Genomic DNA, 14,251 nt, shown 5'->3' with positions numbered 1-14,251 from the left:
ATGAAAAAGTCTTCAAATAATTACCGCATAATTTTACTGAGTTTAATGTTGTGTTCTTCTTTCCTATTAAATTCCCAAACCATAAAAGTTGCCTGTGTGGGGGATAGTGTGACCTTCGGGGCAGGAATTGAGGATCGTGAAGAAAATTCCTATCCGCAACAACTGCAAGAGCGTTTAGGCGCAAATTACGAGGTGGGAAACTTTGGATATTCCGGGGCGACTATGCTTAAAAACGGACATAAACCTTATTGGAAAACGTCCCAATTTAAAGCGTCACAAGATTTTGGGCCTAACATTGTCATCATTCATTTAGGCCTGAACGATCAAGGCAATAATAACTGGCCAGACCACCACGCCGAATTTGAACAGGATTATTTGGAAATGATTGCACTCTACAAAAATCTGCCATCAAAGCCTGAAGTTATGATTTGCAAAATGACGCCCACGTTTTCTGGACACCATTGGTTTGAAGAAGGCATGCGCGAAAGTTTTAAGGAAATCCAAGTAAAAATAGAAGGCATTGCCGAGAAAGCAGCAGTACAAGTCATCGATTTGCACGAGCCACTTTATAGATTTCCTGAATACTTTCCTGATAATTTACATCCCACCAAAGAAGGTGCAACAGTTATCGCCGATAAAGTGTATGCTGCTCTTACTGGGGATTACGGCGGATTAAAACTCCCTGTGCTCTACGGCGAGAATATGGTATTGCAACGTAATGAACCGATTAGTTTTAATGGTACAGCTAATGCTGATGAAACTATTACTGTTCGATTTAACAACGTTTCGAAAACAGCAAAAGCTGATGTGCATGGCAAATGGCAGGTCACTTTTCCTCCAATGCCAGCAGGCGGTCCTTATGCCTTAAAGTTTGCAACGGCTGAAAATTCTATTGAAATAAAGTCGGTGTATATAGGTGAGGTTTGGTTGGCTTCAGGGCAGTCTAACATGGACTTTAAAGTCCGTGAGATGGAACATGCGGCGACCGTTTTAAAAGATTCCCTTAATCCGCAAGTGTTTCTATTCTCAATGGACGGAAAAGTATTGTCTAACAAACCATACACAGAAGCTGAACTTAAAGAATGTAATGCCAACTCGTATTTCAAAAACTCTGGATGGATTCCATCGACAACCGAAAACCTAAACGATTTTTCCGCAGTAGCCTATGCCTTCGCCTATAAACTTCAAAAGCAATTAGGGGTTCCTGTTGGAATCATTAACAATGCTGTGGGTGGAGCGCCCATTCAAAGTTGGATCAGCAGGGAGTCGATGGAACAGCATCCTGAGACCGTGAGTTTGCTTAATGATACCCACTTGCATCCTAAAGTTGATACTTGGGTGGCAGAGCGTGCGGCTTTAAATATGAAAGGCCTTTCTAAGAATGGGATTAGGGCAAGACATCCCTATCATCCAACAATGCTCTTTGATGGAGGCGTGATGCCCATCAGAGATTACAAAATAAAAGGCGTCATCTGGTACCAAGGCGAATCAAATACCGAGCATGTCAACTTGCATTCGAAACTATTTAAACTGTTGGTGGACGATTGGCGTAGCCATTTCAAGACTCCAGAATTGCCTTTTTATTATGTGCAGTTGAGCAGTATCAATCGTCCAAATTGGGGAGAGTTTAGGGATTCGCAACGCCGATTATTGGAAATTCCAAATACAGGTATGGCGGTCAGTTTGGATGTGGGCCATGAAACTGATGTGCATCCAAAACAGAAATGGGTTGTGGGCGAGCGACTTTCTAAAATAGCACTTCATAAAACTTATGGTGTTGAGAATTCTTTCTCCGGACCACTTTTAGACTTTGTAAACGTCAACAAGAATAGGTTGGAAGTCCATTTTAAACACGGACAAGGTTTGAAAACACCAGGAAACGCTTCTGTGAATGATATTTATATTGCGGGACCGGACAAGACATTTGTTCCTGCACACAGTAAAATCGTGAATGACGTCTTGCAAATTTGGTCCCCGGAAATTGAAACCCCTCGCTTTGTAAGGTATGTGTATAGTTCCTTTTCCAACGGAAATTTAGTCAATGATGCCGGATTGCCAGCATCCACATTTTCAAATTAAAAAAAATATATAACCATGAAAATCAAGTTTCTTTTAATCGTTTTAGCCTTTGGTTTCGCCACCAAAAGTACGGCACAAAAATTCGAAAATTTAGCACAAACACCACCAATGGGTTGGAATAGTTGGAACAGTTTTGAATGTGAGGGTGTCAATGAAACCGTCATTAAGGAGATGGCTGATGCTATGGTTGAAAAGGGGCTTAAGGGCGCTGGGTATGAATACATTGTTATTGACGATTGTTGGCAGATAGGTCGTGATGATAACGGCTATATCATTGTTGATAAGGAGAAATTTCCATCAGGGATTAAAAGTTTGGCTGATTATGTGCATTCTAAAGGCTTGAAATTCGGCATCTATTCTGATGCGGGTACAAAAACTTGTGCTGGGCGTCCTGGAAGTAAAGGGTTTGAAATGCAAGATGCAGAAACCTATGCCAAGTGGGGTGTTGATTATTTAAAATACGATTGGTGCTTTACGGAAGGCCAAGATGCCATAGCATCCTATACACTTATGAGAGACGCGCTATATAAAGCAGGCCGACCTATTGTTTTTAGCCTGTGCGAATGGGGTGAAAACAAACCATGGGAATGGGGTAAGGACGTGGGTCACTTATGGCGCACGACCTTAGATATTGATATGAATGGCCGCTATGACGGCAATATTTGGGGTAATTTGATTGGATGGTCTGACTTGGTTGACATGCAAGTTGGCTTAGAAAAATATGCGGGACCGGGACATTGGAATGATCCGGATATGTTGGCTGTGGGCAACAATGGGATGCCTGAAAACGAAGCAAGAGCACATTTTAGCATGTGGTGTATGTTGGCAGCACCTTTAATGGCAGGCAACGATTTACGCACTATGAATGCTACGGATCAGCATATTTTAACCCATAAAGGATTATTAGAAGTCAATCAGGATGTGTTGGGAAAACAAGGGTTTAAAATTGTTGATCTTGGAAATTTTGAAATTTGGCAAAAACCGCTTTCTAACGGCGACATTGCCATTTGCTTCTTTAATCGAGACATCGCTACTAAAACCTATGAAGTGGATTGGACAAAAATCAACATCAAAGATTTTTCAGCAGAGAACGTATACCAAATTAAAGATTTATGGGAAGACAAAATGATGGGCAATACAAGTTCGAAATTATCTATTGAGGTGCCATCTCGAGATGTGATTGTCTACCGATTGTCAAAATAAAAAAATAATGAATCTATCTTATAAAAATATTGGGTGCATTGTGGCATTCATCCTTATAGGGATGATCCAGGTTTATGCTGGTACCACTCAAAAAAATATTCTAGAGAAGAAGTATCCCATCATACCAACACCTCAGGAAATTGAATACGGAAAGAGTGAAGTGAGCTTTAAGACCTTTCAAATTGTAAAAACTGATTTTGTCAGTGAGTCTAATCAATTGAAATCGTTTTTCCAAAACAATGGTATTTCAGAAGCGTCGGACGGTTTAAAAATCCAGATGATCCAGGAGCATATTCCGGTTCATAATGCTGAAGAAGCCTATAAGATACAACTCGATTCTGAGATAAAAATATGGGCCACCACTGCAAAAGGCGCGTATTATGCTATAAAAACATTGCAACAAGTGTTCAGACAGCAGAACGATTATGGTGTCATCCCACAATTGCAAATCACCGATTGGCCAGCATTTAAAATCAGAGGATTTATGCACGATACCGGCCGAAATTTCCAATCGGTCGCCCAATTAAAAGAGCAGTTGGAAGTTTTGTCCCAATACAAATACAATGTATTCCATTGGCATTTAACTGACGATCCAGGGTGGCGACTTGAGAGTAAGTTGTATCCGCAATTGCAGAATGAAGACGCTACGTCACGAGGGAAAGGAAAGTTCTACACCCAAGACGATTTTAAGGAGATTTTGGCATTTTGTAAAGCACGGCATATTACCGTGATTCCGGAATTTGATATTCCAGGACATTCGCGTGCTTTTAGAAACGCGATGGGTTTTGAAAACATGAAAGATGAGCGGGCGCTCCCTGTTTTATTGGACTTGTTTGATGAATTGATGGGTTTGGCAAGCGCTGATGAGATGCCGTACATTCATATTGGTACGGATGAAGTTAGAAATAAGGAAGAATATGTTCCAGACGGGTTTATCAAAACCATCATGGATCGTGTCAAATCTAAAAACAGAGAGCTTATTGTTTGGAAAGAAGGCATTGAAATTGAAGACGATTCCACTTCCATCAATCAGTTATGGGCACAGCACTCGCCACGTAAAGGACATCGTTTTATAGATTCGCGCGCCAATTATATCAATCATTTAGATCCTTTTGCGGGAATGGCGCGGGTGTTTTTTCAACAGCCTACGCGTCAACCACAAAGTGATGCTCTAGCCTTGGGCGGCATTTTAGCAGCGTGGCCCGATAATAATGTGGCCAAGGAGCGCGATATATTAATTCAAAATCCGATTTATCCATCCATCGTGTTTTATGCGGATGCGATTTGGAAAGGACGCGCAGAAAATAAGCTCGAATATTGGGCGAAGTTGCCACCAGTCGGTTCAAAAGAATTAAAGGAATTTATAGCGTTTGAAGACAAAGTCGTCACTCACCGGGACCTATTCTTTAATGGAAAAGAATTTCAATATGTACGTCAAACGAGCTTTGAATGGAACGTCATCGGGCCGTTTAAACATAATGGCGATGTGAACCTGCGATTCCCAGTTGAGGATTCCTTGGTCGCTTTATATAAAATAGACAGAAAAGATTATAAATGGTCACAACCTATCGTTGGTGGGACGACGCATTTTAAACATTTTTTCGGATTTCCAGCTTTAACTACTGACCAAACAGGAACCTATTATGCCTATACGGAGATTTATGCGCCTGACGATCGGGTACAGGATTTCTGGTTAGGGTTTCAGGGTTGGTCGCGCTCCGGCGGAAGACGTGTAGGCCCATTTCCTGATCAGGGGCAATGGCATACCACCAATCCTAAAATTTGGGTGAATGGAACAGAAATAGCGCCGCCCGTTTGGAAGCAACCTAATTTAGGTACCCGAACTGACGAAATCCCATTTATAGACGAAGATTATTTCTTTAGAGCACCTACTAAAATCGCCCTTAAAAAAGGATGGAATAAAGTGCTTTTAAAAATTCCTCAAGATAAGAATTCATGGAAGTGGATGTTCACCTGTGTGCCAATACATTTAGAAAATGGTGCTGTTAAGGAGGTGGACGATTTAAAATTCAGAGCTGTTTTTAATACGGAGCCAAAGGTTTCCGTAACTGAATTCCCCAAAGACAATCAGCTCTATGCAAGAGATGCGACTAACAACGCCACGATAACTGTTTCTGGTATTGCCGACAGTAGCGTGGATAGTATCCTTATAAAAGTACATCGTGATAAGGGAATTATTACGAAGCATGCCATGGGTGTAAATGGTGCTTTTTCACTTCCTTTAAAAATTGAAGCCCTAAAACACAATTATACCATTGAACTCTTCGCTAAGCATGAAAATGAAGATTATCTGATTAAAAAAGCCACGCATATCACTGCTGGTGATGTGTACGTGTTAAGTGGCCAATCTAACGCTTGGGCTATAGATTATGATAATGTGTATAATCAAGAAAGTTTGTCTTCAAATGCACAATGGGTGCGAACCATTGGTGCCATGCATTTGTACAATAGTCCAGCCATCTATCCTGAAGCTGAAAACTCAGACTGGTATATAGCCAGTGGGAAAGCACCAGATATTGTTGGGAAAGGAGAGCGTGTTGGCAACGGCATGGTGGGCGTGTTGGGTTCGAATATTGGTCTGAATTTAGTAGCTTCTCAAAATGTGCCCATCGCCATCATTAACGGTGCAGGCGGAGGTGGTGCCATTGCATCCTATCAAAAAAACGATTATGGTTTAAATGCAGCTTACGGGCGATTGCAACACAAATTAGACGCATCGGGACTAAAGCACTACATCAAAGCATTTATTTGGAATCAAGGTGAAAGTAACGCGGGCGATTCGGTGTCTGATTATAAAAACGCACTTTATCAATTGTATGAAAATCTCAAATCAGATTATACATTTGAAAAATTTTACGTGGTTCAAACCCCGCCAGGATGTAGCGTATCAAGCGGGCATCAAACGGTGAGAGAAGCACAACGACAATTTGCTGAAGAACATTCAGAAGTGAAAATCATTACGCGTCATGGATTCCCAGAAAATCCTTTATTTGATGGCAATTATTTTTTGTCAGACGGCTGCCATTACCACGCGCATGGTTATGAGGTGTTGGCGGATTGGATTTCAAATTTGGCGATATACGATTTTTATAACGGCACCGTAGACTATCAAGCGCCGCAATTAGTGAGCGCAACACGAGAATCGGCTAAATCCCTAATTATCGAATTTGACAAGCCTATAGCCATTCAGCCAGACTTAAAAGTGGACGGTCATGTTTATTCCGTAAAAGATCAATTATTTGCAATCAATTCTAAAAAAATTACTTCAATTTCTGAGTTGAAAGTCCATTCTAAAAACCCTAAAAAGTTGCACATCATCCTAAATGGAAAACGCATTAAAAAAGGTGCTCTTCTTACCTATCTTTTAGGAGATACATATCCAAACACTAAAATGCCTTATCGCGGGCCATGGCTTGTAGATGCTAATACTGGTGTTGGTGCAGTAGGATTTACAACGCGTGTTAAATAAATATTAAATGTGACATCATTAGAAAAATATGGTTATGACTGACAAAATCACAATGTAAGCACACTATATTTTTGATTTTTCTAAAATATTTATCTTAAAAAGCGTTCTACAACGCCGAACTCCCGCATTAAAATGTCATTAGTCGAAAAAATTTAATATTGATGAATATTTTCTATTCATTTATTCTGTTAAATTAATCTTAAAATAATATTATGACAAAAAAGGTACTTAATTTACTGTTTGTGTTAGGCGTTCTTTGCACTTATGGTATGCAAGCACAAACAACGGTAAAAGGAGTTGTTGTAGATGCTGCAAGTAATTTGGGACTTCCGGGCGTTAGTGTGATCGTAAAAGGCACTTCCAAAGGGGTAACAACGGATTTTGATGGTAATTACAGTATTGAAGTATCCGATGCTGCAAGCACTTTGCAATTTTCTTACATCGGTTTCGCAACACAAGAAATTCGTGTTAATGGGCAAAGCACCATTAATGTGTCGCTTGTAGAAGATGTTAGTCAGTTGGATGAGGTGGTAGTTACCGCTCTTGGGATTAAAAGAGATCGTAAATCTTTAGGATATGCGGTTCAGGAAGTTAAGGGTGATGCCTTAACAGAAGCCAGAGAAACCAACGTAGTCAATGCTTTATCAGGTAAGATTGCGGGTGTTCAGGTTATTAAAGGTAGTAATGGACCTGCGAGTTCCTCAAAAATTGTTTTAAGAGGAAACAGTTCACTTACTGGAGATAATCAACCTTTAATTGTGGTGGACGGAATTCCTATGGACAACTTTACTGGTGCTGACAATACCGATTTCTTTAACCCATCTCAAGATATGGGTAACGGTCTTGGAGATTTAAATCCAGACGATATTGAAACCATGACGGTTTTAAAAGGTGCATCTGCTGCGGCATTGTACGGTTCTCGTGCGGGTAACGGTGTTATCTTAATCACAACAAAAACAGGTAAAGCAAGAAAAGGTTTAGGGATTACATTCTCTGCAACTACTAGTTTTGAAAGATTGTTTATTGAGCCTGATACTCAAACAATTTTCGGACAGGGTAGTGAAGGTGTTTACGGTGCTCAATCAACAGTAAGCTGGGGTCCTAGAATTGAAGGACAAACGGTAACAGATTGGAAAAATGAGCAAACTACTTTACGTGCTTATGACAATTTAGGGAACTACTATAAAGGTGGTTTTAACCAAACTTATAGCCTTTCATTTCAACAACAAGTATCAGATGGTACGTCACTTTACTCTTCAGTTAACTATTTAAATGATGATAGTAACATCCCTGGATCTACTTTGGAGCGCTTGAACTTAATGACAAGAGCGGTATCTAAATTTGGTGAAGATAAGAGATGGACTACAGATGTTAAAGTACAGTATGTTAATGCAAAAGCAGAAAACAGACCTTTAAATGGTAGTAACGTTAATAACGCATTTGGTACCATTGCACGTTTACCGGTATCTTTAGATGTGACTCAATTTGAGAACCACTCAGATGAATTCGGAAAAATGAGATGGTTTATTGATAAAAATGCAGAAAACCCATATTGGTCTGCTAAAAACAGATTAAGTGATGATGCAAGAGATCGTTTCTTATTAAATGGATCTTTGAAATATGAATTCAATGATTGGTTAAGTTCTGAAATTAAAGCTGGAGCAGATTTATATACGACAACTTCAGAATCTAAATTATATTCTGGTAGCCCAGGTAATAACACAGGTAGATATGATTTTGGTAAAGATTCTTTTATTGAAACAAACTACAGCTTCTTAGTATTGGCAAGTCAGGATGACGTTGTTGGTAAATTTGGTGGTGCGATTACTCTTGGTGGAAATTTAATGGCAAGAAGATCTAACAATATCAGCGGTAGTTCAGGAGAGCTTGTGGTGCCTAACTTATTCTCATTGAATAACGGTGTGAACAGCCCAGGTGTAAACCAAGGTTCATCAGAAAGAAGAACAAACTCTCTTTACGGAACCTTCCAAGTTAATTATGACGGATTCTTATTTGTGGATTTTACAGGACGTAACGACTGGTCTTCAACTTTAAGTAAAGACAACAGATCATTCTTTTATCCATCAGTTAGTACATCATTTGTATTTACAGAAATGTTAACTAAAGGTGGCTCAGAATTACCAAGCTGGATAAGCTTTGGTAAAATTAGAGCATCTTATGCAACTGTAGGTAATGATTTAGGACCTTATGAATTATATAATTTCTATTCTATAGGTTCTGATCCTAATGGAAATACTACTGCAGGAACTAATAATACGCTATACAATCCAGATTTAAGAAGTGAGTTGATCAAATCTAAAGAGATTGGGTTTGAAGGACGATTCTTTAATAACCGTTTGGCATTGGATTTTGCTTGGTACCAATCTAACGCTACCAACCAATTAATCTCATTGCCTCTAGATCCATTAAGTGGTTATAACTCTAAGAAAGTAAACGCAGGTGATGTTCAAAATAAAGGTTTTGAATTGGCACTTCGCGGAAAAATCATTCACAATCCAGAAGGCTTCAATTGGGAATCAAGCATCAACTATTCTAAAAACGACAACACTATTGAGCGTTTGTCTGAAGATGTTACACAATACGGTTTAGGAGGTTTTGACAATTTATCTGTTCTAGCTGTTGAAGGTGGTGGTTACGGTGAAATTTGGGGAACAAGATTCTCAAGAGTTCAAGATGAAACTAGTCCTAATTTTGGTAAAATTATTGTAGATGGCGACGGAATACCTACTGCCAGCAGTGAAAAATTCAAATTAGGTGAACAACAGCCTGATGCTATGGTTGGTTTCTCAAATACGTTTACCTACAAAAACTTATCTTTAGGAGTATTGATTGATGCACGTTTAGGTGGAGAAATATTCTCAGGTTCAAACCACGCTTTACAACGTTCAGGAAATGCAGCCGTTACAGTGGTTAATGGAGAGCGTAATGATATTATTGTAGATGGTGTTGTAAGTGATGGAAATGGAGGATATACAGCTAATACAACGGCAGTTTCTCCACAACGTTACTGGGAGCAAATTACAGGAAGATCAGGAAACTTGGGTATCAATGAAGCAAACATCTATGATGCTACAAACATAAGATTAAGAAATATTAACTTAAACTATACACTGCCATCATCATGGTTAGGTAATACAGGACTTCAAAGTGCTAAAGTTGGTCTTTCGGCTAATAACGTATGGATGATAAAAAACAACTTGAACGGTATTGATCCAGAATCTGTTTTTGCAACATCAACCAATGCAACAGGTTTTGAATACCTATCATCACCTACTACAAGTAGTGTGTTTTTAAATGTATCGTTAAGTTTCTAAATTTTAAATGAATAAATTATGAAGAAAATATTAAAAAAAGCAGGCTTGATGGGTGGAGTGCTAATGGCATTTCTATCATGTTCTGAGTTTGAAGAAATAAACGTCAACCCGGTCGCGGCAAATGAAGAGCAGGTACAGATAGAATATTTTATCAATAGTTCTATTGGAGGAGCGCAACAAAATCCACATATCTCAGAGCGTGTATTCGTTTTGTATTGGGATGATGCTGGTAGAATGACTAGAGTTGGAACGCTATCTGAAGGCAGTCAAAATGATGGTTGGACAAGTGATTATTTTAATGGTTATGTATCCTCTTGGTTAAGAAATATCAATGCTGGGATAAAAGTAGCTGAAAATCAAATCGCATCTGGCAAATATAGAGAGCACACTCCAAATCTTAAGGAAGTGGCAAGAATTTGGCGCGCCTATGTGATGAGCGAAATGACTGATAACTTTGGACCAATTCCAATTGATGGTTTCCAAGGTGAAAATCCACAATACAGTGAAGTAAAGGATGTGTACTATTACATGCTTCAAGAGTTAAAAGAAGCTACAAATGCACTAAATCTTGATATTTCAAATCCTGATGACGCATTAAAAAAATTAGATCCAGCTTATGGGTATGATTATGCGAAATGGAAAAAATACGGAAACTCTTTAAGAATGCGTTTAGCGATGCGTTTGTCTGAAGTTGATGCAGAAAAAGCAAGAACAGAGTTTGAAAGTGCAGTAGCTGATGACTTTATTAAAGTAGCAGCTGATAATTTCAAAGTGAAAGAAATTCCAGGATGGAATGACTACACTGGTGTGATGACAAGAGAATGGTGGGATCATGAAGTATCTGCAACACTTAACAACCTAATGATTGGTTTAGGTGGTGTACCATCTTCAGCTGTTTTATCGGCTGATAAACAACAATACATTAAGCCAGCAAATTATATGGGGCTTAAGTTTGCTGACCATTTTACAACCATGACGAATGATCCATCTGCAGGGTTCTTTTTTGATGGTTTGCATAACAAAATCGATCCAAGAGCCTATGATTTATTTGTAATTCCTGGAGATTTTAATGATCCTGAATTCAACTCTTACCCATCTTGGACCAATGGTGCCAGAACTACTAAAAGAACTCTTGTAGACGGTTCTGATAATGTGGTTAAAGAAATAGATGCCGCTTTTACATGGAATGCTTACGCAGGAGGTAACTGGGGAACTAAAGGTGCTAAGAATAAAGTATACGGTTACACAGGAACTTTACCACGTTTGGCCAATAAATACAGAAATAGCAGTAGTGCTAGAATCTTTTTCGCATCATGGGAATCTTATTTCTTAATTGCTGAAGCAGCAGTAAGAGGTTGGAATGTTCCAATGAGCGGTCAAGTAGCTTATGAGCAAGGTATTGCTGATAGTTTTGCTTACAATGGCGTGTCTGCTCAATTAGACACTTATCTTACTTCGCAAGATTATAACAGAGTAGGGACGTCAGTAAGTTGGACACATACTACTGAGCCACCTGCAACAGTGACTATGACTTACAAAGATGGTTATACTGGTGCTACAGGAACACATACTTTAAAGTATCCTGAAAACACTATTTATAAGAATGGAACAGTAAAGAATGATCTGTTAACTAAGATTATTACTCAAAAGTTCATTGCTCAAACGCCATGGTTGCCATTGGAAACTTGGAGTGACCACAGAAGACTTGGGTTACCATTCTTTGAAAATCCAGCAATTGAAACACCTTTAACCAATATGCCAGAATTAACACCTGGAAATTACCTGACCAATAGCGTTAAATTCTATGGACAGCGTTTAAAATACCCATCTAACTTTGGAAGTAATATTCCAACTGGATATGGACAAGCTGTTGATAAATTAGGCGGTCCTGATGAGGTTTCTACACCATTATGGTGGGCTAAAAAGAACTAAAAATTAGTATTTCGTTTTCATTTAATGTTTAGTCGAAAAAAGGGAGAACTTTACAAGTTCTCCCTTTTTTAATTTATAAAATTTCAATTCGGAATAAGTCGTTGTTGATGCTAAAAGCGAAGTAGTCTTTAGGCTTCCTGAAACTAAAAATTAAATAGCGGAGTTTAGAATTTTGGCTTTTACCTCGTCAATATAAGAACGTCCAATACTGTATCTCATGCCATCAATTTCAACGCTGTTGCCTTCCACAGAGTCAATTTGACTGATGGAGACAGTGTACGATCTATGAATCCTGATAAAGTCTGACACAGGTAGTAAATCGGTGAAGTCCGATAATGTACTATGGATCATGAATCGGCCATTTGTCGTGTTGATTTTTAGATAATCCTTTTGGCTTTCAATCACCAAAATCTCATCTAAAAACACTTTTTTCATTTTTTTCTTGTCGATTTTGATGAACACATACGGACGAGTATGACTGAGATCGGTAGCAGGTTGATGTAATTGTAAGCGTCTGTAAACCTTATTCAGCGCATTCATGAATCTTGGAAACTCAATAGGTTTTACAAGATAGTCAAGCACATCTAAAGCATAAGTTTCTACCGCATATTCAGTATAAGCGGTGGTCACAATAATCAAAGGTGGTTCTTCTAAGCTTTTAATAAAGCTAAGGCCATCCAGAACTGGCATGCCAATGTCTAAGAAAATGACATCTACTTTATGGTGCTTTAAATAATTTAGTCCATCAATCGCATTATTGAAGGAGTTCACCAATTCTATATCCTCAATTTTCTGTAAATAATTTTTTATTACATTGATAGCCAATGGTTCATCATCAATAATCAAACATTTTATTTTCATAGCTTTCTATATATCATAGCATTTATGAGCGCGACTAAAGCTGCATTAAGTCACCTTGATCTTGAGATGGATCGTAAACAAGTGTTCATCGTTTTTAATCGTGAGCTCATAATCATTCTTATCATACCCTAAACTTAATCTTTTTTTTACGTTCTCTAAACCAATTCCACTAGATTGATCAAACTTGTGTGGTAATGTGTTTTCAGAAGGTAACGGATTGGTGACGGTAAAATAGAGAAAATCACCTTCCACATTAATTTCAATGTCCACTTTTACAAAACCAATATTCTTGCTCACACCGTGCTTAAACGCATTCTCCACAAAGGTCAGTAGCAAAATAGGAGCTATAGATTTATCTTGGATATCTCCAGAAATGGACATGTTCACTCTGAGTAACTCATCATGCCTGATTTTTTCCAAGTCGAGGTAATTCTGAATGCAAAGAATTTCATTTTGTAAGGATTGCCGTTCGTGCTTTGTCTCGTAAAGTAGGTAGCGCATTAACTCCGAAAGCCTTAAAATAATTTTCGGTGTTTTATTGGATTTTTCTAACGCTAAAGAATGGATGTTATTCAACGTGTTAAAGAAAAAATGCGGTGAAATCTGCGATTTTAAAAACAGTAATTCGGTTTCTAATTGTGCCTTTTCCAAATCGGCAACCCGCTTGTGTTCCTTCAAAAAATCTAAGGTTACTTTTATGGCCGTTACAAACGTAATCACATACAACTCGCCAATCATCATATCAATTACGTAATTGAGTGTCAGGTTATTGATGGGGTTAGGGCCTTCTGGCCAAACCTCATTACTTATTAAAAAATAAGTGAGATTGAATTTGGCGAGCACCATTAAAAAAATGGCGGACAGAATTAAAATAACGAAGGAAATGTATTTCTTTTTGAATAGAAATACGGGCATCAAAAAGTAAATGTTAAAATAACATAAGGTGATGTGAATTGGAAATCCGAGCAGGTTTGTTTTTAACGAATACACGTAATCATCAAAGTAACTTCCCCATCTAAAAGTGTTAAATAAAAAATAAACAGACCAAAAAATAATGTGATGCCAAAACGATATTTTATAGAGATGGCTGGATTTATAGTTCATTAAAAAAATCTTTTGTGATGTTTAGGAGAGTTAACGTGTCGTCCGTCTAATTTAATTTCAATTTCGGTTAAATTTATGAAAATTTATGCAGTGAATTCAGCTTGTTTTTTTCTTTCCAATTAAAAACCAAAATGATTCCAAAACGATATTTAATTCGCGATTCACTTTCGTAAAAAGTAAAATCACGTAACGCTCTAAGAACGAGTTAAAACGAATTGAATTTTCAAGAAGTCATAAATTTTATAAA

Annotated in this window: 7 protein-coding genes; 5 read left to right on the top strand and 2 right to left on the bottom strand. The window is 38.2% G+C overall.

Translation table 11 applies throughout. From position 1 onward, the window contains the following. The 5 genes from Q0947_RS13830 (at window position 1) to Q0947_RS13810 (ending at window position 12,039) form a co-directional block, all read left to right on the top strand. Window positions 1-2,079, top strand: a complete 2,079-nt coding sequence (locus tag Q0947_RS13830; RefSeq protein WP_299398848.1) for a GDSL-type esterase/lipase family protein — start codon at window positions 1-3, stop codon at window positions 2,077-2,079. Window positions 2,080-2,094: 15 nt separating this feature from the next. Next, window positions 2,095-3,282, top strand: coding sequence for a glycoside hydrolase family 27 protein (locus Q0947_RS13825; RefSeq protein ID WP_299398844.1), 1,188 nt, complete (start codon window positions 2,095-2,097; stop codon window positions 3,280-3,282). Between the two features lie 7 nt (window positions 3,283-3,289). After that, on the top strand, window positions 3,290-6,772 hold the full coding sequence (locus Q0947_RS13820; RefSeq protein ID WP_299398838.1) for a family 20 glycosylhydrolase: 3,483 nt from the start codon (window positions 3,290-3,292) through the stop codon (window positions 6,770-6,772). A 212-nt stretch (window positions 6,773-6,984) separates the two neighbouring features. After that, complete coding sequence (locus tag Q0947_RS13815) at window positions 6,985-10,107, top strand: SusC/RagA family TonB-linked outer membrane protein (protein ID WP_299398835.1); 3,123 nt, start codon at window positions 6,985-6,987, stop codon at window positions 10,105-10,107. 18 nt (window positions 10,108-10,125) lie between these two features. Beyond that, complete coding sequence (locus tag Q0947_RS13810) at window positions 10,126-12,039, top strand: SusD/RagB family nutrient-binding outer membrane lipoprotein (protein WP_299398832.1); 1,914 nt, start codon at window positions 10,126-10,128, stop codon at window positions 12,037-12,039. Window positions 12,040-12,189: 150 nt separating this feature from the next. On the opposite strand, the gene Q0947_RS13805 is transcribed toward Q0947_RS13810, so the two are convergent. Both Q0947_RS13805 and Q0947_RS13800 read right to left on the bottom strand, forming a co-directional pair. After that, window positions 12,190-12,900, bottom strand: coding sequence for a LytTR family DNA-binding domain-containing protein (locus Q0947_RS13805; protein ID WP_299398829.1), 711 nt, complete (start codon window positions 12,898-12,900; stop codon window positions 12,190-12,192). Window positions 12,901-12,945: 45 nt separating this feature from the next. Continuing rightward, window positions 12,946-14,004, bottom strand: a complete 1,059-nt coding sequence (locus Q0947_RS13800) for a histidine kinase (RefSeq protein ID WP_299398827.1) — start codon at window positions 14,002-14,004, stop codon at window positions 12,946-12,948. Window positions 14,005-14,251 lie beyond the last annotated feature (247 nt).

Origin of the sequence: uncultured Gelidibacter sp., assembly GCF_947500795.1 — a bacterium.
Classification (GTDB): domain Bacteria; phylum Bacteroidota; class Bacteroidia; order Flavobacteriales; family Flavobacteriaceae; genus Gelidibacter.
Note: the sequence above shows the minus strand (reverse complement) of the source record. Positions and strands in the feature narration are given on the sequence as shown.